Source organism: Bacteroides faecis (genome assembly GCF_020091505.1).
Lineage (GTDB): Bacteria > Bacteroidota > Bacteroidia > Bacteroidales > Bacteroidaceae > Bacteroides > Bacteroides faecis.
Genome location: NZ_CP081916.1, coordinates 362855 through 388783, shown reverse-complemented (window position 1 = coordinate 388783; position 25929 = coordinate 362855). Strand labels below are relative to the sequence as shown.

At 43.2% G+C, this 25929-nt stretch carries 19 protein-coding genes; 14 read left to right on the top strand and 5 right to left on the bottom strand.

Going from position 1 to position 25929, the window contains the following annotated elements; genetic code table 11:
* Positions 1-147 precede the first annotated feature (147 nt).
* Positions 148-546 (top strand): hypothetical protein, encoded by a 399-nt coding sequence (locus K6V30_RS02030; protein ID WP_010535491.1) that lies wholly within the window; start codon positions 148-150, stop codon positions 544-546.
* 143 nt (positions 547-689) lie between these two features.
* Here K6V30_RS02030 and K6V30_RS02025 read toward each other — a convergent pair whose 3' ends face one another.
* The 4 genes from K6V30_RS02025 to K6V30_RS02010 form a co-directional block, all read right to left on the bottom strand.
* Positions 690-1994 carry an acetylxylan esterase gene (locus tag K6V30_RS02025; RefSeq protein ID WP_162097083.1) on the bottom strand — a complete coding sequence of 435 codons (1305 nt, stop codon included), beginning with the start codon at positions 1992-1994 and terminating at the stop codon, positions 690-692.
* A 149-nt stretch (positions 1995-2143) separates the two neighbouring features.
* On the bottom strand, positions 2144-4789 hold the full coding sequence (locus K6V30_RS02020; RefSeq protein ID WP_022301524.1) for a glycoside hydrolase family 78 protein: 2646 nt from the start codon (positions 4787-4789) through the stop codon (positions 2144-2146).
* A 10-nt stretch (positions 4790-4799) separates the two neighbouring features.
* Positions 4800-8255 (bottom strand): glycoside hydrolase family 78 protein, encoded by a 3456-nt coding sequence (locus tag K6V30_RS02015; RefSeq protein WP_055268919.1) that lies wholly within the window; start codon positions 8253-8255, stop codon positions 4800-4802.
* 204 nt (positions 8256-8459) lie between these two features.
* The gene (locus K6V30_RS02010; protein WP_022301523.1) at positions 8460-9833 is read right to left on the bottom strand and encodes an aminopeptidase P family protein; all 1374 of its coding nucleotides are present in this window, start codon (positions 9831-9833) and stop codon (positions 8460-8462) included.
* A gap of 138 nt (positions 9834-9971) precedes the next feature.
* On the opposite strand from K6V30_RS02010, the gene rpoN reads away from it, so the two are divergent.
* The 10 genes from rpoN to K6V30_RS01960 all read left to right on the top strand — a co-directional run bounded on the left by rpoN (position 9972) and on the right by K6V30_RS01960 (position 21954).
* On the top strand, positions 9972-11456 hold the full coding sequence (gene rpoN / locus K6V30_RS02005; RefSeq protein ID WP_010535486.1) for an RNA polymerase factor sigma-54: 1485 nt from the start codon (positions 9972-9974) through the stop codon (positions 11454-11456).
* A gap of 42 nt (positions 11457-11498) precedes the next feature.
* Positions 11499-12170 carry a membrane protein gene (locus K6V30_RS02000; RefSeq protein ID WP_010535485.1) on the top strand — a complete coding sequence of 224 codons (672 nt, stop codon included), beginning with the start codon at positions 11499-11501 and terminating at the stop codon, positions 12168-12170.
* A gap of 30 nt (positions 12171-12200) precedes the next feature.
* Positions 12201-12581, top strand: coding sequence for a glycine cleavage system protein GcvH (gene gcvH, locus K6V30_RS01995; RefSeq protein ID WP_010535484.1), 381 nt, complete (start codon positions 12201-12203; stop codon positions 12579-12581).
* Positions 12582-12693: 112 nt separating this feature from the next.
* Entirely contained in the window at positions 12694-13203 is a 510-nt protein-coding gene (gene purE / locus K6V30_RS01990) for a 5-(carboxyamino)imidazole ribonucleotide mutase (RefSeq protein ID WP_055268918.1), read from the top strand.
* Between the two features lie 118 nt (positions 13204-13321).
* A complete protein-coding gene (locus K6V30_RS01985; RefSeq protein ID WP_055268917.1) occupies positions 13322-15163 on the top strand; it encodes a 4-hydroxy-3-methylbut-2-en-1-yl diphosphate synthase in 1842 nt (613 codons plus the stop codon).
* Between the two features lie 104 nt (positions 15164-15267).
* Positions 15268-15702, top strand: a complete 435-nt coding sequence (locus tag K6V30_RS01980) for a DUF6078 family protein (RefSeq protein WP_010535482.1) — start codon at positions 15268-15270, stop codon at positions 15700-15702.
* 706 nt (positions 15703-16408) lie between these two features.
* Complete coding sequence (locus K6V30_RS01975; protein ID WP_171033344.1) at positions 16409-16966, top strand: YdeI/OmpD-associated family protein; 558 nt, start codon at positions 16409-16411, stop codon at positions 16964-16966.
* Positions 16967-17103: 137 nt separating this feature from the next.
* The gene (locus tag K6V30_RS01970) at positions 17104-19419 is read left to right on the top strand and encodes a GH92 family glycosyl hydrolase (RefSeq protein ID WP_010535480.1); all 2316 of its coding nucleotides are present in this window, start codon (positions 17104-17106) and stop codon (positions 19417-19419) included.
* Positions 19420-19566: 147 nt separating this feature from the next.
* Positions 19567-21522: a heavy metal translocating P-type ATPase gene (locus K6V30_RS01965; protein ID WP_055269029.1), complete on the top strand. Its 1956-nt coding sequence runs from the start codon at positions 19567-19569 to the stop codon at positions 21520-21522.
* Positions 21523-21528: 6 nt separating this feature from the next.
* On the top strand, positions 21529-21954 hold the full coding sequence (locus K6V30_RS01960) for a Fur family transcriptional regulator (RefSeq protein WP_010535478.1): 426 nt from the start codon (positions 21529-21531) through the stop codon (positions 21952-21954).
* 93 nt (positions 21955-22047) lie between these two features.
* Here the strand turns inward: K6V30_RS01960 and K6V30_RS01955 are convergent, their stop codons facing one another.
* Positions 22048-23049, bottom strand: coding sequence for a malate dehydrogenase (locus K6V30_RS01955; RefSeq protein WP_010535477.1), 1002 nt, complete (start codon positions 23047-23049; stop codon positions 22048-22050).
* 196 nt (positions 23050-23245) lie between these two features.
* Between K6V30_RS01955 and K6V30_RS01950 the strand changes: the two genes are divergently transcribed.
* The 3 genes from K6V30_RS01950 to K6V30_RS01940 all read left to right on the top strand — a co-directional run bounded on the left by K6V30_RS01950 (position 23246) and on the right by K6V30_RS01940 (position 25919).
* Positions 23246-24085, top strand: a complete 840-nt coding sequence (locus K6V30_RS01950) for a CvfB family protein (protein WP_055268915.1) — start codon at positions 23246-23248, stop codon at positions 24083-24085.
* 113 nt (positions 24086-24198) lie between these two features.
* Positions 24199-24879, top strand: coding sequence for a proline and serine-rich protein 1 family protein (locus K6V30_RS01945; RefSeq protein WP_010535475.1), 681 nt, complete (start codon positions 24199-24201; stop codon positions 24877-24879).
* Between the two features lie 26 nt (positions 24880-24905).
* Positions 24906-25919, top strand: coding sequence for a DUF4476 domain-containing protein (locus K6V30_RS01940; RefSeq protein ID WP_010535474.1), 1014 nt, complete (start codon positions 24906-24908; stop codon positions 25917-25919).
* Positions 25920-25929: the final 10 nt, after the last annotated feature.

Below are 25929 nucleotides of genomic sequence, written 5' to 3'. Positions count from 1 at the left end.
TAAGTTCGTAACTTCGCGCCGCAAAAAACAAGCGTGGCAATAATGTTGTTGTATTCCAGGGAAAGGAAATAACTGTTAGATTAGACTTACTTAGTGAACATTTGTATGTTTTTTCCGTTTATGTTATTACACAACAAAAAAGGGTATATGATATTTTACAACAATTTTTTAGCGAAATGCTTTTTAGGGAAAAAGAAGCATTATTTTATGATAGGAGGGTTATTCTTCACTCGGTATAAGTATCTGGAAGTCTGGGAGGAAATGGAGTTGAGAATACATGCGCGGCAATTCTGGGAATGTTTTTTATTGACTTTAATCCCGGCATTGGCCTTATCACTGTGGTTATCATGGTGGTGGATGATACTTCCGTTCATAGCATATCATCTGTTTTACTGGTTTGAGAAAATGTTTTTTCCTCATTCAGTTTTCGATTGGGAAGCTTTGACTTTCTGTGGGGATGCTATGTATCTGCGAAAGAGGAAGTCTTTTGCCTGGATGAAGTGGTATGGCAAGAAAACTCTTCCTGCGTCGGAGTGGGATGATTAATGGCTAAAACATTTTGTTTTCCTGGAAGCTAATATTTAAGTTATTTACCCCTGTAACAAATTATAGTTGTAACAGGGGCTTTTTATGTTTGGAAGATATCTATGAGTAATCTTGTCTGTTGGTAATCTTGTGATTATTCTGTTTTATCTCAGATGTTTTTTTATCCATAGTAAATGTCCATACTCCGTATCACTGGAAGTCCAGTGCTCGTTGATGGGCGTAATCAGTGATTCCTTCGGACAGTTCAGCATATTGTATACAATATAGCTGGTGGTTGGCGGACATACATTGTCGTTGAATCCCCATGTCATATAGGTATCAGCTTTAATTAGTTTAGCAAAGTTCACGACATCATAATAAGCCATTGTTTTTATTTTTTCGGGCGTATCCATATCTACGGAATTTCTGAAGAAGTGTGGATAACCTCCTGCACGGCCGGCTTTATATCCTGCCATATCACTTAATGCCGGATGATTGGCGACACATGCTGTTACCCGTTGGTCCAGTCCGGCGGTAACCAATGCCAAAGCACCTCCCTGGCTGCCTCCCTGAACAACCACATTCTTTTCGTCCCATTCCGGCAGGGAAGTGAGAAAGTCGATACTACGGACACATGCCAGATATACACGTTTCATATAATAATTGTCGCGGCTGTCCAGACCATTGGACAAATATCCATTCTCTCTGCCGTTGAAAGCTGCGCTGATTTCCCGGAACTCTTCCTCGCTCATTTCCGGATTCAGTCCGTGAATTTCAATTTCGAAACGGATACAACCTTGTTCTGCGTAGTATTTATGGCGTAAAGGCTCTTTGATGGTCTTGATTCCGGCTCCCGGAGGGCATAGCACAACAGGAAATTTGCCTTCCTTTTTCGGATAAAACAAATAACCGTAGATGCTTTGCCCGCGTTGGTTTATCTGGAGTTTAATGAGATAGCAGTCTATTTTATCCGTAGAATACTTTTTCACATGTTCTTTGGTGTATACCAGTGGACATTTAGCCAGTTCAGTTTTTTCTTTCTTCCAGAATTCCTGAAAATCAGCAGGCATAGTAGTGTATGGACGCAGCTTTTCAGGAGAGAAGCCTACTTTTACATGATGAGAATAAGTCTTACCGTCTACTGTGGCTGTCAGGCGACAGTCACGGAAGCCCGGTTCTTTCATGGTACCTATGGGGATTACTGCTTTCCCTTTCTGTAGAGTTACTGTTCCTTTACTGTCGGCGGGCATCATCTCTCCACCTGTTTCATAGTTAACAATGATGTTGTCTCCCGGAATGCCATATTTATAAAATTGCACTTCTACACTTGCCTGTTCTCCGGTTTTGTAAAGCCAGTCGGAGTGGTTGGGGACTGTCACCCAGAATACGTCACTCCGATAGGGGTTGTTCTCGGCTACAGCCAGCAGAGTCGTTAACAATACTCCGACAGACAAACAAAATCTTCTCATATTCATTTTACTATTCAAAATAGATGTCATTAAATGTGTTGTCCTACTTTTCATATTATTAGTTCATTAATTACGATGCAATATTAGGAAAGATTAGAAAGACAGAGGTAGACTAAATGTTCTATTACGGGTAAAAATTAGTTTTGAGGTTAGAATAACTTCCATTCAAACTGATGCTGCCCCGCTTCTAGTTCTATCATACGTTCTCCTTTTACATGATCCGGCAAATATAAAGTAGCACTACTGTTAGCTGGAATAGTAACCACATATACAACACTTTTTTTCTTGCGTTCCCATTTTGAAATGATTTCTCCATAGGGAGAGTGATGTCTGGCTTCAAATTGCTTCAAATCACTCGGGAAATTGGGGCGCAGAATAATGTGTTTAAAACCGGGCTGTTGCGGATCGGGGAAGATACCCCCCAAACCTTTATAGAACCATCCGCCGATTTCTCCGAACATCATGTGATTGTCGGAGATATCACGTGTGGCATTCAAATCCCAATTTTCCAATAGGGTAGTGGCACCGTTGGCTATCCAGCATCCCCATGAAGGATATGTATCTTGTGCAGCTACTTTATAAGCAGTCTCCGCTTCTCCGTTTTCACTCAGAGCGTTCAGTATGGCTTTGGCTCCCAATACCCCTACATCCAGATGGAAACCGGCTTCTTCCACTTTCTTTGCCAGATTCCTGGCTACTTTTGTTTTCATATCTTCGGGAACAACTCCCCACATCAAAGGTACGCTTAACTCTGTCTGGACACCGCTGGCATAGATTCCGGTTTCTCTATTCAGATATTTAGCGTTGATTGCATTCTTTATTTTCTCGGCAAGAGCCTGGTAGTGTTCGTAATCTTCTTGCTTGTTGAACAGTTTTGCCGCGTTTGCCAGTATCTTTGTGTCTACATAGAAGTATACTGATGAAGTCAACTCTTTCGATGAATGGGATTTTACAGGAACCCAGTCGCCTCTTCCCCATGAAGTCAAACCGTTCGGGCTGGTACGATCTACATAATTCACATATCGTTTTATATTTTCATAGCAGTCTGACAATAATTTGCTGTCTCCGTAGAACAGGTAGATATTCCATGGAATGATTGCGATGGTACTTGTCCAGTCCAGACCATTATCCGTGCCATATCCCCAGCCTCCTGTAGGGATGATGTCAGGCAATACTCCATTCGGCTGTTGTTCATCCCGGTGGTCTGCCAGCCATTTTTCATAAACGGTGATTCCATCGTAATTGTATAAGGCGGTTTCAATCGCAAAGTGTCCGTCGCCCGTCCAGCCGTTCTTCTCACGTTGAGGACAGTCTGTGGGATATCCCATCAAGTTAGATAGATAGGCATTGTTAGTAGCCCACCACAAACGGTTGACAAGTGGATTCGACGTACTTATCTCCCCTTTTTGAGGAACGTCACTGTGAACAAAGTAGGCAGTCAGGCTATTTTGCTGTAATTCAATTGGTTTACTGCTTGTCACTTCCACATATCTGAAGCCTTTGTAATTGAACCGAGCCATAAATTCATCTTCCCCTTTTCCGCTAAGGATAAGGATATCTGTCTGGAATGGGTCCGAATCATCTACCGGACGGTGGTATACATCTATATTCGATGTGTTTACCCGTCCGTTGTCATAGAGGCGTTCGCCGTGTTTGAGTTTTACGACCGTTCCCTCTTCTCCGGATACTTTAATGCGGGTAACTCCGGACATATTTCTGGCAAAGTCGAATATATAGGTGGAATCATTTATTTTCTTCCATGTATTTGCAGGTATTGTTTCTACGATACGGATTGGCTGAACCTGTTGGGATACCACATTTTGAGAAGGGGCTCCTCGGTAACCTACTCCGTTCCATTTGGAGTCGTCAAAATCTGCAGTACTCCAGTCTTTCTGCTCCAGACGGACATCATAATGCTCTGCTGTGTAGATGCTGTTGAATATCAATGCGCCAGATGATGTTTTCCAGTCTCTTTCGGAAGGGATAACTTCGACGCTGCCGTCTTCGTATGTAATTCTCAGATCCATGCAGAAGGCAGGACGGTTACGCCACGGTGCACGGTCAAAGTCCCATACTGCCTTTGACTGGTGGTTATACCAGCCATTTCCTAGCAATACTCCAATTGCGTTTTTGCCTTTTTGCAATTGCCGGGTCACATCATAAGTCACATAAAAGTTCCTTCTGTCAAAACGGGTATATAGTGGGTCTAACCGGTGATTACCGATCTTTTCTCCATTTATATACAATTCGTACAAACCAGCCACTGCAATATAGGCTCTGGCTGATTTTATCTTCTTTTGGGTATTGAATGTTTTTCTGAAATACGGAGCCGGCTTATAATTGATATCTCTGTTGTCGCCAATCCAGGCACCCTGCCAGTTTTGCATTCCCATCATTCCTGTTTCAAAGCTGTTGATGTCCGAAGAGACTTTAACTCCGTCCTTGTCCCATACATTTACTTTCCAGTAATATTTCGTAAAAGGCCGGAGATTCTTTTCCGGATAAGTCACAAGAATCTCGTCCGATTCTTTCTTTCCCGAATTCCAGATATCTCCTTTCTCATCGTTTACTTTCAGTGAGTCTGTACTGACTAATAGTTGATAAGCGGTCTGGCGTGCTCCTTGTCGTGTATCGTTCAGCATCCATGACAATCTGGGATTGGCATGATCGATACCTAAAGGATTGACAAGGTGGTCACATTGAAGATTCGCAGGCTTGCACGCTTCTTGCTTTTGGGCAGATATTGATTGCAGGGTACAAAACGCAAGTGCGGTAACTAAATATATATTTTTCATCCTGTTCTATTTATTTTCCTTTTTTAACTACAAACTGATAACTACCGGACTGTAACTCCAATACAGCTTTCCCGTTCATGAAGGTAATCGAAGAAACGCCTTCTGCTTTTACAGCAGCTTTTCCGCTTTCTTCTACCACGTAGTCGAGGGTGGGCAATTGTAAGTGAAGAGTTGCGGTGGTGTTGGCCGGTATGCTTATTTGATAAGAAACCGCTCCGTCATTTTCTTTTTTCCAGCTGCTCTTGATGTCTCCATAACAGGAAGGGAAAGATGCATTGACCCAGTTAATCCGTTCCTGACCGGCGGGAATTTCCGTACGGTTGTCCGGAACCGGCTGTAATACGATGTGTTTGAATCCCGGACGTGTTTCGTCAATATCGATACCACCCATTGTACGGTACATCCATTCGGAAACTGCCCCGTATGAATAATGATTGAACGAGTTCATGGATACAGGGCCAAAGCCTTTCTCCTTAGTATATGAATCCCAGCGCTCCCAGATAGTCGTTGCTCCTTGGTCTATGCTATATAGCCAGGAAGGATTGCCTCGTTGGAGCAATAGGTTATAAGCTGTATCCGATTCTCCGAACTGGCTTAATGTCTGGTTCAGGATGGCTGTGCCCACGAATCCTGTGCTCAGGCGATTGCCGTTACCGGCAATTTTGCGGGTCAGTGTTTCCAGTCCTTTCTTCCTGGCTTCTTCTGTTGGAAACAAATCCTGTTTCAGGGCAAGCAGGTAGGCTGTCTGGCTCTTTTGCTTTAAGTCTCCGTCTGCGTCCACATAGCGTGTCTGGAATTCTTCCTTGATCTCCTGTGCCAGATTTCTATAGGCTTTCGCTTTAGCGGCATAGGCATCACAGTCATCTGTTTTCAGCGCTTCCGAAATTTTGGCCATCAATTGTGCCGTATATGCGTAATAGCATACGCTGACAAAACGGCGTTCAGTATCTTCGTATGATAACCAGTCACCGTAATTTGTTCCGGCACCGTTATAGTTATATCCGTCTCCTTTTTGATGTGACAGGAATTCCATGTATTTTTCCATAGATGCATAGTTGTCCTGCAATATCTTTTTATTGTCGTACATCAGATAGATTGTCCAGGGAACGATGATGCCGGCATCTGCCCAGGCTGCCTGCCCATAACCTACCCATGAGTGAGGGGCTACATCCGGATAGGCACCGTCACTTCTTTGACCGTCGCGCATATCTCTCATCCATTTTTCAAAGAAGGCGGATACGTTTGCATTATAAGAAGCGGCACGACAGAATACTTGCGTATCTCCGGTCCATCCCAAACGCTCGTCTCTTTGCGGACAGTCGGTAGGGATGCTCAGATAGTTACCTCTCTGTCCCCACATGACGTTGCTATACAGCTGATTGATCGAACTGCTGCTGGTGACGAACGAAGCTCCCTCTTCTGTAGCAGAGCCAACTACTTCACCTGTCAGGGAAAGCACCTCGATATCTTCACTAGCCGTTATCTCACAATATTGAAAGCCGAAGAAAGTCATGGACGGATGGAAGGACTCGCCTTCTTTGCTTCCTTTCAGAATATATTTCAATGTTGCTTTCGCACTTCTGAGGTTGGCGGTATATATACTTCCGGCAGGACCATCATCACCGCGTGATTTGTCTCCTGTATCATTCAGCATTTCTCCGAAACGGAGTTTCATCTCCGTGCCCGAAGTACCTTTTACTTTGAACCGAACCCAGCCGACCATGTTCTGACCTAAGTTGTAGATAGCCGTTTCACCTTTCTTTAACCGAATGGGAGCCGGTTTGTCCGTAACACTCAGCACATTGATTTTTCCATCTTTCTCACCTCGGTAAATGGTAGTAGACAGAGGGGTACGGTTCAAATGCGGGCGCACTTGAACGGTTGGTCCGGCAAAGGCGATTAATTCTCCTTTAAAGTGAGGGTTGACAGCTGTTTTATTCCAATTGGCGGTATTATATCCGGGCTTTGTCCATGCACTTTCTTTTCGGGCGTCATACGTTTCTCCGTGGTAGATGTCTCCCATTCGTATGGCACCATCCATGGATGATAGCCAGGAAAGGTCCGTCACTACTGTTTCCGAAGTAGCATCTGTATATTTCAGCAGTATCTTTGCGATGAATCCTACTTCATGACCGCCATATTCTCCGTGACAGACATCGCTGTTCCACCAACCGGAGGATACTTGCGCACCGACCGCATTAGTCCCTTTTTGGAGCAGATGGGTGATGTCATAGGTCAGGTAATGTGCTGTTTTGCTGAAATCTGTCCACTCCGGTTTCAGCTCGTCATAGCGTATGCTGCCATCTTCCAGCTTATTTCCTACCCGCTGTCCATTGATAAATAAATCATAAACTCCCAGAGCCGAACTGTAGATGCGGGCAGATGCGATTTTCTTTTTTGCTTTAAATTCTTTACGGAACATAGGTACTCCGCTCATGGCACCCTGTAACACCCGATAATCACCGGAGCCGGAAACCATATTCAGTTTGTGATTATTTCCCACTGAAACGATTTCGCCTCCTTCAAACAGGGACTGAGGTTTCTCAAAATCTTCTTTCAAAACGACTTTGGCTTCTTCTTTGCCGTCTTTCAACTCATACTCTGTCAGTACAATATTATCGAACATAGCCGTTTCATTGGTATTATTACCTCTGAATGCCCGGAAACCGATATATCCATTCGATAGTTTTGAGTCAGTATCCGTATAAGTATCTACCAGTACTCCGTCAATAGAAGTCTTAATCACTCCCTCTTTCGCTTCAATTGCCAGATGATGTTCTTTATTCAGTAAATCGGATTTGGAAAAGAACTTGCCTATGGGGGTGTCTGAGCTTTGCAGCCGTCCTCCTTCGTAAATATGTCTTCTGATTAGAGGCTCTTTTTCGTTATCCAGTGTATTGACAGACCACATGAATACATTGGAAGCATCACGTGCGCCAAAAAGAACGGATGCGTTACCGGAAGTCAGTGTAACATCCATTTCCAGTAACATGCGTGCTTTGGCCTGTTTTTTGTCTTCCGGATTGATTTTAGAGTTTTTGTTTATTTGAGTAGCTTTGATCCATTGTGCTCCCGACCATCCGTCGGATAATAATCCTGTTTCGAAAAAAGCCTTTTCTGTTGAGGCTTCTTCACCGGTTTTATTGTTCCATACGGTTACTTTCCAATAATAACGGGTGGAAGGTGCGAGAGCCGGTCCTGCATAGCAGATGTTCAGTGATTTGTCGGATGCTACCTTTCCGGAAGTCCAGACTGTATTTGAACAGGCTGCATCAGTTGCTACGGTAATTTGATAAGCTATTTGTTTCACTCCTCTTTCTGCTGATTCCAATTGCCAGCTGAATCGGGGAACTGTAATGTCCAGCCCGATAGGATTGGTAAGGTATTCGACCTGCAATTTTTTGACAGATGCGTTTACAGGCAGTAGAAAAAGAATAGACAAAAGTAATAAAGTAGTTCGTGCCATTAGTTTAAAGTATTAATAGTTTGTTATGATGGGGATATTGGCAAATATAGTGCCTATTGTCGTGTATAAGGATAAGAATTATGACACTAATACTTAAAAAAATGACCGTCCCCCTGAAATGATAAATGCCTATACTTGATTATAGTACAGGCATTTATCGTTTTCTTATGTGATTTTTAGTGCCTTGTTGAGTAAAGCAGCCGGTTATCTTAAAGCTTCCACTTCTTCCGGAGTCAGCGGAATCTTTTTGCCGAGCCGGCGGGCGCCTGTCTCCGTGATGAGATAATCCTCTTCGTTGCGGATACCGCCGAAGTCTTTGTAAGTGACTACTTTATCGTAATTGATGAAATCGGCGAACTTATTTTCCGCTTTCCACATTTCGATCAGTTCGGGGATGAAGTAGATACCCGGTTCCACTGTATGTACAAATCCCGGTTCCAGTGGGATGGCGAGGCGTTGAGACTTGCGTCCGAACTGTGTACTCTTCGGCTGACCGTTATAACCTACCCATACTTCACCCAGGTTCTCCATATCATGAACGTCCAGTCCCATCATGTGGCCTAATCCGTGCGGGTAGAACAAAGCGTGTGCTCCTTCACGAACAGCATCTTCCGTATTTCCCTTCATCAGTCCGAGAGCTTTCATTCCGTCTACCATGACACGGGCGGACAAATCGTATACATCCATATAAGGGATGCCCGGACGAAGTGCCTTGACAGATTCCAGATGCATTGCATTCTGGATTTCGTAGACTTCGCGCTGGCGGGTTGTGAATTTCTTATCCGCAGGAATGGTGGACGACATGTCACCGGCATAGCCCGATTCCACTTCCGCACCTGCATCAATCAGGAACAAATCGCCCGGTTTTACTTTATTCCCGTGATAATGGTTATGCAGGGTCTGCCCGTTGATAGTGGCAATCGTAGCGAAAGACAGCTCGCAGTTATTAGACTCTGCCACCCGGTTCATTTCCGCTACTACTTCATATTCATACATTCCCGGACGAAGAACTTTCATGGCGGTGATGTGCATATCGGCAGTCACGTCACAGGCTTTCTCTATTTCTACGATTTCTTCTGCTGATTTATAGTTACGCTGAGCTATTACAGCACGGATGAAAGGTACGGAACCTTCCTGGCGTGCAGGCGGTATACCCAGCCAGTCCATCAATTTCAGTTTATGTTCAGGGCGGTAAGGAGGAAGATAATGAATTGCTTTACCACTCTGGACACATTTGTGCAGATAACCTACTATATCGGCGGAAGCCATCTGCTCCTTGATGCCGACACGTTCGCATTTTTCGCGTAATGTAGGTTGTGAACCCATCCACACGATGGCATCGATAGACAATTCGTCACCGAAAATAATTTCTTTATCTTCGTCAATATCAATGATAGCCGATAGTCCGGCACACGAAAGACCGAAATAATAAAGAAAGGTGGAGTCCTGACGATAACGGAACGTGTTATCCTCATAATTCAGCCCGCACTCGTCATTTCCAAGAAATAACAAAACTCCGGAGCCTAAATTCTTTTTCAGCAGGGCTCTGCGCTGCATATACGTCTCTTTGGCAAACATACTGTCCTAATTTTTAAGTTCGTGCAACAAAGATAAAGATTTTTGTGTTATAGGATTAAAAATAATCCCACTAATCTGTGTAATCTCTCGTTAAAAAGTTACTTTTGTAGCGAGAAACAGTAGAAAGCAAAAACGAATATGGCACAAGGTTCCCGTCAAATACAATCGCAGGCGCAACAGCAGATACAAACGCTCTCGCCACAGCAGATTCTGGTCGTGAAGCTGTTGGAGCTTCCCGCAGTCGAGCTGGAAGACCGTATCCATGCTGAACTATTGGAGAATCCGGCGCTTGAAGAAGGTAAAGAAGACACTGCTGCCGATGAATATGCAGAAGATGTCAACTCGGAAGAAGGCATGGATAACGATGCCAACGATTATGATTCATTAAGCGATTATCTCACCGAAGACGATATTCCCGACTATAAATTGCAGGAGAACAACCGCTCGCGGGACGAGCAGGCGGAAGATATTCCTTTCTCCGATACAACTTCTTTTTATGAAATTCTGAAAGAACAACTTCGTGAACGTAACCTGACCGAACATCAGTGCGAACTGGTAGAATACCTGATCGGTTCGCTGGACGACGACGGACTGCTTCGCAAATCGCTGGAGAGTATCTGCGATGAACTGGCTATTTATGCCGGCATCGAATCTACGGAAGAGGAACTGGAAGAGGCTCTGTGCATCTTGCAGGATTTTGATCCGGCAGGTATCGGAGCACGTAGTCTTCAGGAATGCCTGATGATACAGATCCTCCGGAAAAAGAGCGAGGAGAAAAAGCCGGCACCGATACTGGACTTGGAAGAACGTATCATCAGTGATTGTTATGAAGAATTCACCCGAAAACACTGGGAGAAGATCATCAAGAAACTGGATGTGAAAGAAGAAACTTTCAGTGAGGCGATTGCCGAGATCACCAAGTTGAATCCCCGTCCGGGTGCTTCGCTCGGAGAGGCTATCGGAAGAAGCTTTCAGCAAATAGTTCCTGATTTTCTGGTGGACACCTATGACGACGGAACCATTAACATAAGCCTGAATAACCGTAATGTTCCCGAACTCCGTATGAGTCGTGACTTTACCGAGATGGTGGAGGAACATACCAAAAATAAGGCAAACCAGTCCAAAGAGTCGAAAGAAGCCATGATGTTCCTGAAGCAGAAGATGGATGCCGCGCAGGGATTTATTGATGCGGTGAAACAGCGGCAGAATACGCTGATGACCACTATGCAGGCGATTATCGACTTGCAGCGTCCTTTCTTCCTGGAGGGTGACGAGTCACTGTTGAAACCGATGATTCTCAAAGATGTGGCAGAACGTACCGGACTGGATATTTCCACGATTTCCCGTGTCAGCAACAGCAAATATGTACAGACTAACTTCGGTATCTATCCACTTAAATTCTTTTTCAGTGATGGTTACACGACGGAGGACGGAGAAGAGATGTCCGTACGTGAGATCCGTAAGATTCTGAAAGAATGCATTGACGGGGAGGACAAAAAGAAACCGCTGACAGATGATGAACTGGCAGATATCCTGAAAGAAAAAGGCTATCCTATTGCCCGGAGGACGGTGGCAAAATACCGTCAGCAGCTGAATATACCGGTGGCAAGGCTGAGGAAATGAGTTTTAAAGTATTAACTATAAAGTATTAACTATTAGGTGCTGATGGATAAAGAAAGAGAGCATATCATAGCGGATAAAACAATGTTGCGGGTGGCACGGGTTACCTCCATCGTGTTTACTCCATTTTCTATCCCGTTTTTGGCGTTTCTGGTGTTATTCCTGTTTTCTTATCTCCGTATCATGCCGATACTCTATAAGGGGATTGTGCTGGGAATCGTTTATTGCTTCACCATACTGACGCCTACCATTACCATTTTCCTGTTCCGCAAGATTAACGGGTTTGCCCGTCAGGACCTGAGCGAACGTAAGAAACGTTATGTACCTATCTTGCTGACTATCATTTCTTACGTATTCTGTCTGTTGATGATGCGGAAACTGAATATTCCCTGGTATATGACAGGAATTATTTTTGTTTCTCTGGTAGTATCGATCATTTGCATTCTGGTCAATCTGAAATGGAAACTGAGTGAACACATGGCAGGAATGGGAGGTATTATCGGTGGACTGGTGTCGTTCAGTGCACTGTTCAGCTATAATCCGGTGGTGTGGTTGTGCCTGTTTATTCTGATTGCGGGCATATTGGGCTCTGCACGGATTGTTTTGGGACATCACACTTTAGGCGAAGTGCTTTCCGGTTTTGTTGTCGGCTTGGTATGCGCCTTTTTGGTACTCCATCCGGCGTACAACTTTATGTTCAGAGTTTTTTTATTTTAAAAACAATATAAATCCTAAAAACTAATTATTATGAACTTTCCACAGAATTTAAAGTACACGAATGAACACGAGTGGATTCGTGTAGAAGGAGACATCGCTTACGTAGGTATCACAGATTATGCACAGGAACAACTGGGCGATATCGTATTCGTTGACATCCCTACTGTAGGAGAAACGTTGGAAGCCGGAGAGACTTTCGGAACCATTGAAGTGGTAAAAACCATTTCCGATCTTTTCTTACCGCTGGCCGGCGAGATACTCGAACAGAACGAAGCTCTGGAGGAAAATCCGGAGTTGGTAAACAAAGATCCTTATGGCGAAGGCTGGCTGATCAAGATGAAACCTGCTGACGTGAAAGCTGCGGAAGACCTGTTGGATGCCGAAGCATACAAAGCAGTCATCAACGGATAAACTCCTTATCAGACAACGAGCCTCGCAGATACCGGCGTACCGGCCTTCATGCCCGAACGTCCGTATCTGAACAGTAAAATAGTAAATAGTAAATCGTAAAATTGTAAATCAAATGACTCCAATTGTAAGTATCATCATGGGTAGCACGTCCGACCTTCCTGTTATGGAGAAGGCTGCGCAACTGCTGAATGATATGCATGTACCGTTCGAAATGAACGCCCTTTCTGCTCACCGCACGCCGGAGGCTGTGGAAGAGTTTGCCAAGAATGCCCGTAGCCGTGGCATTAAAGTAATCATTGCTGCTGCCGGAATGGCTGCTGCCCTTCCCGGTGTAATTGCAGCCAATACTACGCTGCCGGTGATCGGAGTACCTGTAAAAGGGTCTGTGCTCGATGGTGTAGACGCTCTTTACTCTATTATCCAGATGCCTCCCGGAATCCCGGTAGCTACGGTTGCCATCAATGGAGCGATGAATGCAGCTATCCTTGCTATTCAGATGCTTGCTTTGAGTGATGCGGTTTTGGCTGAGGCTTTTGCTGCTTACAAGGAAGGTCTGAAAAAGAAAATCGTAAAAGCAAACGAAGAGCTGAAAGAAGTTAAGTTTGAATATAAAACTAATTAATTGACAATTGACGATTGACAATTGACAATGGGCTGGCGCTTTGGGCGTTTTATTGAGCCGGTTGTTGATGCTCGATTCTCAATTGTCAATTGTCAACTGTCAATTGTCAATTGAAAAAATGGATTTATTCAATTACTCTCGAAGAGAAACATCAGAAGTAAATATTGGGGCTGTGCCGTTGGGCGGCCCCAATTCCATTCGTGTCCAGTCGATGACAAATACGTCTACACAGGATACGGAGGCTTGTGTGGAGCAGGCCAAACGCATCGTTGATGCAGGTGGAGAATATGTCCGTCTGACTACGCAGGGCATTAAAGAAGCGGAGAATCTGATGAATATCAATATCGGACTGCGTAGCCAGGGATATATGGTTCCGTTGGTGGCCGATGTACATTTTAATCCGAAGGTTGCCGATGTCGCAGCTCAATACGCAGAGAAAGTGCGGATCAATCCGGGCAATTATGTAGATGCGGCGCGTACTTTTAAAAAACTGGAATATACCGATGAAGAGTATGCGCAGGAAATACAGAAAATTCATGATCGTTTTGTTCCGTTTCTGAATATCTGCAAAGAGAATCATACGGCTATTCGTATCGGAGTCAATCACGGCTCTCTATCAGACCGTATCATGTCCCGCTACGGAGATACTCCCGAAGGAATGGTAGAGTCTTGTATGGAGTTTCTGCGCATTTGTGTAGAAGAACATTTTACAGACGTGGTGATCTCAATCAAGGCGTCCAATACGGTGGTGATGGTGAAAACCGTTCGCCTGCTTGTTGCTGTTATGGAACAGGAAGGTATGTCATTCCCTTTACATCTTGGGGTGACAGAAGCCGGAGACGGAGAAGACGGACGCATCAAATCGGCTTTGGGTATCGGTGCCTTGCTGAGTGACGGGTTGGGAGATACTATCCGTGTGTCTTTGAGCGAAGCTCCCGAGGCTGAGATTCCGGTTGCACGTAAGTTGGTGGACTATATCTTGTTAAGGCAGGACCATCCGTTTATTCCGGGAATGGATGCGCCGGAATTCAATTATCTGTCTCCTTCACGCAGAAAGACACAAGCCGTCCGCAATATCGGAGGTGAACATCTTCCTGTAGTCATAGCCGAGCGGATGGATGGAGGCACGGAAGTAAATCCGCAGTTCACGCCGGATTACATTTATGCCGGAAGAACATTGCCCGAGCAGCGGGAAGCAGGTGTAGAGTATATCCTCGATGCGGATGTATGGCAGGGAGAAGCCGGTACATGGCCTGCTTTCAATCATGTGCAGTTGCCATTGATGGGCGGGTGTGATGCTGAACTAAAATTCCTGTTTATGCCTTACATGGCACAGACGGATGAGGTGATTGCCTGTCTGAAGGCACATCCCGAAGTAGTTATTATTTCTCAAAGCAATCATCCGAATCGTTTGGGCGAGCATCGCGCTTTAGTGCATCAGCTTATGACGGAAGGGCTGCAGAATCCCGTTGTCTTTTTCCAGCATTATGCAGAAGATAATGCCGAGGATTTGCAGATCAAGTCTGCTGCAGATATGGGTGCATTGATTTTTGATGGTCTTTGCGATGGTCTTTTCTTGTTCAATCAGGGAAGTTTGAGTCATGCGGTAGTGGATAGCATCGCTTTCGGAATCTTACAGGCGGGTCGTCTCCGTACTTCTAAAACTGAATATATTTCTTGTCCGGGCTGTGGACGTACGCTCTATGATCTGGAAAAGACGATTGCCCGTATCAAGGCAGCTACTTCGCATTTAAAAGGTCTGAAGATTGGTATCATGGGATGCATTGTGAATGGTCCCGGTGAAATGGCGGATGCAGATTACGGTTATGTAGGTGCAGGACGCGGGAAGATTAGTCTTTATAAAGGCAAGGTTTGTGTGGAGAAAAATATTCCGGAAGAAGAAGCAGTGGAAAGACTGCTGGAATTTATTCGGAATGACCGGAAAGATATAGAGCTTTAATTAGAATATTTTTTATAGTTAAGACAGGAGTTGCCTTAAGTTTGCTTAGGGCAATTTCTGTCTTTTCTTTTATCATTAACATAATATCAAACATGAATAAAATAATGGAAGATGAATTTAATTATCAGGCAGTGCCTTATGGATATACCCACTGCTTCAATGCCTGCTGTCCGAAAGGAGAGAAATGTTTGCATCGTTTGGTGGCGGTGCATAGTACTAATCAATATCCTACACTGTCAGTAGTTAATCCGAACTGTATTCCGGAGGACGCGAAAGCTTGTCCTTTCTATAAGTCTATTCGCAAGATACGTGTGGCATGGGGTGTCCGGGCTTTGCTGGATGATGTGCCTCTCAAAGATGCTGTATCCATTAAAGACCGTCTGCTCCAACATTTCGGACGGTCGCTATACTATCGCTTTTATCGTAAAGAATACTCGATTGACCCTGAACAACAGGAATTTATCCGTCGATTGTTTCGTCAGAAAGGTATCAAGAAAGAGCCGGCATTTGAGTACTACACAGAAGAATATAAGTGGTAATTATCTGCCATCTGTAACAAATCGTGTGTATTGTGTTGATGTATAATGAATTATACGGTTGCAGATAGTATTGTAGATTAAGATATCTGCAATACTGTCTGTTGTTTTAATACTACCTTATATTACACATCCTGTTTCTCCATACTTCGTCCCATATCACTGTAGGTGAAGGCTATTCACTTTGTTTGTCCTCCTTTTCTGCATAGAAGTAACGGTAAAATGAATATTTTGCTATATTGCTATAAGTCGTTGGTATATAGATGATTTCTGCCTGATATTTGTTTCAGGCAGTTTCAAAAGCTTGAAACACTTTGTTTCACCGTACGAAACACTTTGTTTCAAGGCATGAAACACTCTGTTTCAAAGCATGGAACACTTTGTTTCATCGGTTGAAACAGATATTGAAACTGTACTTCTCTAATATGTGGACGCTAACATCTACTGTCTATATCACTTTTCATTGTTTAAATAGCAATGTTTTAAGAGGTAACTTGGGGGTGTTCTTCTAAGATTTAGTACATTTGGCAGATGTAAGCCTTTGCATCGTTGGATACCAGTGTGTTCGATCGGATGTTTTTCGTAACAAAAAATATGAGTTCTATATAGCAGGGACAGATGCTGTTTATGATAAAAGGAAAATTGATGAAATGCTTCGTTATGAAAGTAAAGGCAGTAAAATTGTTCGTTTAAATGACTTGTTATGTCAATGGAAATAAAATATTTTGAAGACAGAAATGATTGGCGAAAGTGGCTGATTGACAACTTTGAGACTGCCAATGAAATTTGGTTTGTATTTCCCGGCAAATCTTCGGGAAAGAAAAGTATTACATACAATGACGCTGTGGAGGAAGCCCTTTGTTTTGAGTGGATTGACAGTACAATAAAGTCGCTTGATGAAGAACATAAAATTCAGCATTTCACACCTAGAAACCCTAAAAGCACATACTCACAAGCCAACAAAGAAAGACTTAAGTGGTTATTGGAAAATAAAATGGTGCATCCTAAGTTTGAGGATAAAATACGAAATGTTTTGTCTGATCCTTTTGTCTTTCCAGATGATATAATCGACAGATTGAAAGAAGATAAAATAATATGGGAAAATTATCAACGTTTTTCTGATGCATATAAACGTATTCGAATAGCATATATTGAAGCAGCGAGGAAACGACCTGAAGAATTTGAAAAGCGATTAAATAACTTTATCAATAAAACGAAAGACAACAAAATAATAGCAGGATTTGGTGGAATTGACAAATACTATTGATTCAGATTAGATGCCGGCGTCTAACTGACTTGTATCATAATATTTACTGTTGTTCTGTTTGAATAGCGTAAAAAATAAAAAACTCTATAATTAGGCTTGTCCAACTTGAAGGTCTTAAAGACATAATATACTTTATAATGAATAAATATATTTCTATATTCTTCTGTGTACAGATTATTGCATTAAATTTATTTGCGATGCAACCGAAAGTAACCCCTGTCGATTATGTGCGTCCTCAGATTGATACTCACAAATCGAGATGGTTCTTTTTCTCTTCGGCTTCCCGCCCGTTTGGAATGGTTAGTCTGAGCCCGGATACATGGACGGAAGGAAGCTGGAATTCAGGTTATCTGTATAACTCCAAGGAGATACGTTGTTTCAGTCACGTACATTGCTGGCAGCTTGCCGGTGTCCCGGTGATGCCTACAACCGGAGAGGTAAAGGGACACAAAGGTATGGATGCCTATAAATCAACCTACTCTCACGAGACGGAAATAGTGAAACCCGGATATCATAAAGTAGAACTTGATACTTATCAGATAAGAGTGGAACTGACCTCTACATCCAGAGTCGGTATGCATCGGTATACTTATCCTGCAGGAGAAAAAGCAAATGTACTTTTTGATGTTGGTGCTCTTCTGGCACATGGAAAAACAGAAAAGGCCGCTATTCACCGGATATCATCAAAAGAAATCGGAGGATATTCTGTTCTGGCACCTACATCACGTCGCAAAAAGCCGGTGACAGTCTATTTTGTGGCCCGGTTCAATCAGAATATGACAGCATTCGGAGGCTGGGAGAAGGAAGGCAAGGAGAAGAAACTGGTACATAAAAACTCAATTGAAGGAGCAGATATCGGAGGATACGCTTCGTTTGGAAAACTGAAAAAACAAACTTTGTTGATGAAGGTGGGCATATCCTATGTCAGTGAAGAGCAAGCTCGCATCAATCTGGAAAAGGAACTTGCCCACTGGAATTTTGACCGTGTGAAAGAGGATGCTTTTGCCGAATGGAATCGTGAACTAGGCAAGATAACCGTAGAAGGCGGTAGTGAAGAGGAAAAGATTAAGTTTTATACAGACCTTTGGCATTCTCTTCTGGGCCGTCACACGTTTTCGGATTTCAATGGAAAATATATAGATAATACAGGCGAGGAGCCTGTAGTGCGTCAAGTTCCTTTGGATAATGGTACACCGACAAGAAATACATATAATTCGGATGCTTTTTGGGGAAGTGAATTTAATCTGAATATATTGTGGTCGATAGCATATCCGAAAGTAATGAGTGAATTTGTCTCTACTTTAGTGGATTATTATACGAATGGCGGGATGATTGCTCGCGGCCCCAGTGGTGGTAATTATACTTATGTGATGGTGGGTGATCAGGCCACTCCTCTCATTGCGGCTGCCTATAATAAGGGAATCCGCGATTTTGATATAGAATCCGCTTATCAGGGTTGTTTGAAGAATTCTGAGCCGGGTGGTATCCGTGATTATGTAGGCTATAAGACAAATCCCGGTAATTTTATGCAGCAATACGTTGATAAGGGATTTGTGCCGGAGCCAACGACTAAAAGTCCTCATGCGGAGGGATGTGCGATGACTCTTTACTTCGCTTACGAGGACTGGTGCATGGCACAGTTCGCCAAAGGACTGGAAAAAGAAGATGTATACCGGAAATACTTGCAACGCTCGTTCAACTACCGCTATGTGTACGATAAACAAAGCGGATGGATGCGTCCGCGTACAACGGATGGTTCTTGGATGAGGAACTTCTCACCGATTGGGAAAGGATTCAACATGCCGGGATTTGTGGAGAGTAATGCTGCTATTTTTACCTATTATGTACCCCATAACATCAAAGATCTGATTTATTTAATAGGGGGAAATGAGGCTTTTGTCACGAAACTCAACCAACAGTTTGAACTGGCTTCACAGGATAACTTCATAAGTAAGCATGGAGAACATGCTCACAACTGGATTGATTATGAGAATCAGCCCTCTCTTCACATGGCGCATCTGTTTAGTCATGCCGGTGCACCTTGGCTTACGCAATATTGGGTGAGACGCATCAAGAAAGAAGTTTTCGGTGATATTACTCCGTTTGGAGGATACAATGGAGATGAAGATCAGGGACAGATGGGGGCATTGGGTGTATTGATGGCTATCGGTCTGTTTGATGTGCAGGGAGGTGCCTCCACTACGCCACAATATGAAATAACATCTCCGATATTCGATAAGATTACCATTCAGCTTGATAACAGATATTATCCGGGCAAGGAGGTTGTTATTGAAACGGTTAATAACTCTCCGAAGAATGTTTATATTCAGAGAGTAAGCTGGAACGGAGTGGAACACTCTTCTTTTCAGTTGGCGCATGAAGAATTAGTTAAAGGAGGACATCTGGTGATTGAGTTAGGTGATACTCCGAATAAATCATGGGGAGTTAATTGAGCAGGAAACCTGCACAAATGCTTTGATTTATTTTGTTTATACACCAAGTGTCGTTGCTGAAATAAACCGCCTTACAATTGCAACGTTTGCAACTTTGTTGCACGAATCATTCGCTACCTTTGCAACAGATAAAAAGAAAGGATGATTATGGGACATTGTAGTTGTTGCGCACATACACATGAATGTGCACCTGAAAAGCATATAGAAAAGCAAGAATCGATATTCTCTGAATATTGGAAAGTGGGACTTTCATTTATTCTGCTGATAAGTGGAATTGTAATGAATGCTTTGGACTTCACTTTTTTCCGTGAAGGATATTTTTCCTTGATATGGTATATTGTAGCATATCTCCCGGTTGGCTTACCCGTAATGAAAGAAGCATGGGAGAGTATAAAGGATAAGGATTACTTCAGTGAGTTCACACTGATGTTTATAGCTACGCTTGGAGCTTTTTATATTGGCGAATATCCCGAAGGAGTAGCAGTTATGCTGTTTTATTCCATAGGAGAACTGTTTCAGGAAAAGGCTGTTGATAGGGCAAAACGTAATATCGGGGCACTATTAGATGTCAGGCCGGAAGAGGCGGCAGTCGTCAGAGAAAATGGGGTAGTTGTCGAGAATCCTAAGAAGGTAAAAGTAGGAGAAACGATTGAAATAAAAACAGGTGGCCGTGTACCTTTGGACGGAATGATGCTGAATGATGTAGCAGCGTTCAATACGTCAGCACTGACAGGAGAAAGTGTACCCCGTAGCATACGCAAGAATGAGGAAGTACTTGCCGGAATGATTGTTACCGATAAAGTAATCCGGATAAGAGTGACCAGGCCTTTCGATAAGAGCGCCCTTGCCCGTATCCTGGAACTCGTTCAGAATGCATCGGAACGTAAAGCTCCGGCAGAATTGTTTATCCGTAAATTTGCCCGTGTCTATACACCTATTGTTACGGGTTTGGCGGTTCTGATCGTTCTGCTTCCATTCCTTTATTCATTGATAAGTCCTCCGTTTGTGTTTGCTTTTAATGACTGGTTGTACAGGGCTTTGGTTTTTCTGGTGATCTCGTGTCCGTGTGCTTTGGTAGTAAGTATTCCGCTGGGATATTTCGGTGGTATCGGAGCGGCCTCTCGGTTGGGAATCTTATTTAAAGGAGGGAATTATCTGGATGCCATTACAAAAATAAACACAGTGGTCTTTGATAAGACCGGAACCCTTACGAAAGGTACATTTGAGGTACAGTCCTGTAAATGCGAACCCGGTATTTCCGAGGAAGAGCTTGTCAGATTAGTCGCTTCGGTAGAGCGTGACAGTACGCATCCTATTGCTAAAGCTGTTGTGAACTATGCAAAGCTGCGGCATATAGAACTCTCACCACCCGTTACTGACAGCAAAGAATATGCGGGACTTGGTCTGGAAGCGACAGTGGGTGACGTCTCTGTCTTGGTAGGTAATTGCCGTCTACTTGCTAAGTTTCAGATAAAGTATCCGCCCGAACTCCTTTCTATCACAGATACGATTGTTGTCTGTGCGATAGGGAACAGTTATGCCGGTTATCTGTTGTTATCAGATACTTTGAAAGAGGATGCAACGGCAGCTGTTCAGAACTTGAAAGCGCTGGGAATCCAAAACATTCAGATATTATCCGGTGATAAACAAAGTATTGTTAGTAACTTTGCAGAGAAGCTGGGCATCTCGGAAGCTTACGGTGATCTGCTTCCTGATGGAAAGGTGAAGCATTTGGAAGAATTGCGCCGGCATGCCGAAAATCAGGTTGCCTTTGTGGGCGACGGCATGAATGATGCTCCGGTACTGGCTTTAAGCAACGTAGGTATTGCCATGGGTGGCCTGGGCAGTGATGCAGCTATTGAAACGGCTGATGTGGTAATACAGACTGACCAGCCTTCTAAGGTTGCTGAGGCGATAAAGGTAGGAAAACTGACGCGCAGGATTGTATGGCAGAATATTTCACTGGCATTTGGGGTGAAATTGCTTGTGCTGATATTGGGAGCCGGTGGACTGGCTACACTTTGGGAAGCTGTCTTTGCGGATGTCGGTGTGGCGCTGATTGCCATCATGAATGCTGTGAGGATACAGAAAATGATAAAATAAAAGAATATGGAAGAAAAAGTTTATTTGGATAAGTTGGCAAAAAGAGACATCAAGCCGACGGCAATAAGACTTCTCATATTAAAGAGTATGATGGAAGCGGGACGTGCAGTGTCTCAGCTTGATCTTGAAACGTTGCTGGATACGGTTGATAAGTCGACTATATCCCGGACAATTACACTTTTCCTGTCTCATCATCTGATACACAGTATAGATGATGGAAGCGGCTCATGGAAATATGCAGTTTGTGATGATGCTTGTAATTGTGTGCTGAAAGACCTGCATTCGCATTTTTATTGCGAAAGATGCCATCGGACATTCTGTCTTGAGAAGATTCATATTCCGGTGATCGACCTGCCGAAAGGATTTACTTTGAATAGTGTGAATTATGTAGTAAAGGGAGTTTGTGCAGGATGTTCCAGAGTGGGGGATTAATAGCAGATTGATAAGAATAAATAATAAAAAACACCGGAATCCGAACTGAAAAATATCATCGAATTCCGGTGTTTATTATTTAATGATTACTGGTTAGTCAATATTGGGATTCAAGGCATGCCAGTCTTTGATGGCTGGAATGATACCCATTTCGATCACTTCATCACGAAGCTTGCACAAGTGTTCGTAGCTCTTTTCCAGTTCTTCCTGTTCAGAAGGAGATCCGGCCACCTCTTTATAAGTAACGCCATCTTTAGTAATGGAAGTTTCCATAGCCATCATGATGTGATTGAACTTATCATTGGATACGTAGGTACCGGCAGGCCAGCGGAACGGTTGTCCGCCCATAGCGGCAGCGATCATTTCAATGGAAAGATAAGCCGGACTTTGGAAGGAAGAACGGCCGCGCAGGTCGATGATATGTTTACCACCCTGTATTACACGCACTTTCAAAGCTTCCCATTCAGCCAATGGAAGGCGGGTAGTTCCGATGAAATCAGTCAGCGGTTCTCCTTTTATTTTAGTGGTTGAAGCGAATACTGCCATCTGTTCTCCATGTCCACCATACGTACGGCAGTTCTGAATGTCGGAGGCGGGGATATGGAAATATTTCACTAGCTCATTCTGCAGACGGGTACTGTCCAATGCTGCCAGTGTAGAGACCTGCGACGGTTTCAGACCGGAATAAAGCAATGTGATCAGTCCGGTGATATCAGCAGGATTAAAAATAACAACAATGTGTTTTACGTTCGGACAATATTGGCGAACATCTTTACCGAACTGAGCAGCGATTTCAGCATTTCCTTTCAACAAGTCTTCACGAGTCATGCCTGCTTTACGGGCTGCACCACCTGAAGATACGATATAAGAGGCCCCCGTCAGTGCTTCTTTGATATCGGAGGTATAAGTTAGATTCACACCTTCGAAACCACAGTGATATAACTCTTCTGCCACACCTTCCAAAGCGGGAGCAAAAGGATCATATAGACAAATGTTCGGGGTAAGTTTCATCATCATGGCAGTTTGAGCCATATTAGAGCCGATCATTCCGGCTGCTCCTACGATCGTAAGTTTCTCGTTGGTTAAAAATTCCATAATTATATATGTTTATAAGGTGAATAATCAGTTCTGGTTTGTTGTCGCTACAAAGATAACGCCTTAATCGTCAGATTGTTCATAGAAAATAGTTTTCCTTAATAACGAAAAGTTATATCTGTGCATGAAAGGGATGTGCGTAAAATAGATTATCTTTGTTCTTTATAAAGATATGGAATATATAATAAATAGAAGTATGAATATAGAATTAGGAAAGTTCAATCAGCTCGAGGTAGTAAAGGAGGTCGATTTCGGTCTGTATCTCGATGGAGGAGAAGAAGGAGAAATTTTGTTACCTACCCGTTATGTGTCCGAAGGCTGTCAGGTAGGGGATATGCTGAATGTATTTCTCTATCTGGATATAGATGAGCGACTGATTGCCACTACATTGACCCCGTTGGTGCAGGTGGGACAGTTTGCTTGTCTGGAAGTTGCTTGGGTAAATCAGTTCGGAGCATTTCTGAATTGGGGACTGATGAAAGACTTGTTTGTTCCGTTCAGTGAGCAAAAGATGAAAATGCAGGTTGGACGGAAATATGTTATTCATGCACATCTGGATGATGAAAGCTATCGTATCGTAGCTTCGGCAAAGGTAGAACGCTATCTGTCGAAAGACATACCGGATTATGCTCCGGGTACAGAGGTGGATATATTGATATGGCAGAAGACAGATTTGGGATTTAAGGCGATTATAGATAATAAGCATAGCGGATTGCTATATGAGAATGAGATATTCTGTACGTTGGAAACAGGTATGCAGATGAGAGCTTTTGTGAAACAAGTGCGCGAAGATGGTAAGGTAGACTTGATCCTTCAGAAGCCGGGATTCGAAAAAATAGATGATTTCTCGAAGACACTGCTGGATTATATCAAAGAGCATGGTGGACGAATCCATCTGAACGATAAAAGCCCTGCGGAGGATATCTATGATACTTTTGGCGTTAGTAAGAAAACATTCAAGAAAGGGGTGGGCGACTTGTATAAGAAGCGGTTGATTTCTTTGCAGGAGAATGGCATCACTTTGGCGGAATCCTAAACAGAATAGGGAAATCCCTATACAAGAATAGAGAGAATCATTGGGGTGGGGAGTTTTCTCACCCTATTTTTGTGATATCAGTTAAAGATAATAATTTCAAAACTAGATAAGTTATGCGTAAGATAATAATAAGTTTCTGCATTTTGCTCGCTGCTCTTTCTTTAAAAGCGCAGTCTATCAGTGGAATCAGGATTGATGGAGGAGACACTCCGATTCTTGTTTATTTTGGAGGAAAACAGATGTGTTACCCTACTACCACTTGTTTCGTTGCCAATTTGAAACCGGGAAATTATACGATTGAGGTGTATGCTTCCCGTTCTACCCGTCCGGGAGAACGCGTTTGGAAAGGAGAAAGATTGTATAATGAACGTGTTTACTTTAACGGAAATGGAGTACATGATATCGTTGTAGAAGAACCTGGAGATATCCGTCCGGGAAGGCCCGGCAGACCGGGAACGGGACAAAGTGGACATCGTCCGGAGCATGATCGCTATGATAGAGTGATGAGTGATCAACTCTTTAAGAAGTTCCTTGATAGTGTGAAGAATGAGCCTTTTGATAAAGATCGTATGGGGTTGATAACTGCTGCATTGACTAATTCAGATTTTACATCAGAACAATGTCTCCAATTGGTGAAGTTCTATACTTTTGATAATGAACGATTGAAAATAATGAAAATGATGTATCCCAATATTGTGGATAAAGAGGCTTTCTTTATGGTGACCGCTACTCTTACATTCTCTAAGAACAAGACTCAAATGAACGATTTTATCAGGGAATACGAAGGACGCTGATATAATTAACTAAAAACGATACGGTTATGAAAAAGATACATATAATCCTGTTTTTTACGTTGTGGGTGATCGCCAGCAGCTGCTCTACTTATTACGTGTCCAACAAGCAAGTGATGGAAGTGCAGCAAGGAATGTCTCGCCAGAATGTGGAAAGAATATTGGGTAAACCGGATTACAGACGTTTTGATGGCAACACCGAAGAATGGGAGTTCCATCGGGTCTCTTCAGTACTTTACGGAAACTCGATTAAGATTATAGTATATTTTGCAGATGGAAGGGTGACAAGTATGGATACATTTAACGGTGATGAAATTCTGCTGCCGCCTCCGGTAATGATGCCTCCTTCTGTTGTTGTAACCAATACGCCTCCGGTCTGCCCTCCACAGTATGAAGAAACATCCCGTCGCAGAACTCTTATGATGCACGACGAATTTGATCGTTTTCTACGTGATTTCCGGATGGTGATCATGCCTACTGAACAAATTAAGTATATAGACGACGTTTTGTTGGAATGCAACTTTACTTCTGCACAGTGCGGAAAGATTATAGATCAGATTAATAGCTCAGATACTCAGATGACTGTGATGAAGCGTATGTATCCGCAAATTGTGGATAAAGAAAATTTCAGTCCGGTTGTCAATAAGCTCTTTTCTTCTTTTGACCGTGACAGCATGAAAAAATATATCCAGGCTTATCATGGTGAGCAACGACCGGGAGATGCAGGATATGTACGGCCAAGAGCTATGAGCGCAGCTGAATTTGATCGTTTTTTCAATGAATATAGAGGCAAATCATTTGAGTCTGACCGGACCCGAATGCTGGATGAAGTCGTACCTCCTTCGGGATTCACTTGCGCCCAATGTCGTAAATTGGTGGATATGTGTACCTTTCAGACAGATAAGAAGAATATGATAAAGAAGCTTTATCCGAAAATCGCAGATAAGAAGAACTTCTCGATACTAACGGATGTTTTCACTTTTGAGATGGATAAGAGGGAGATGAGAGAGTTCGCGGAATCTTACGATAGCAGACGTAACTAAAAAAAATGAA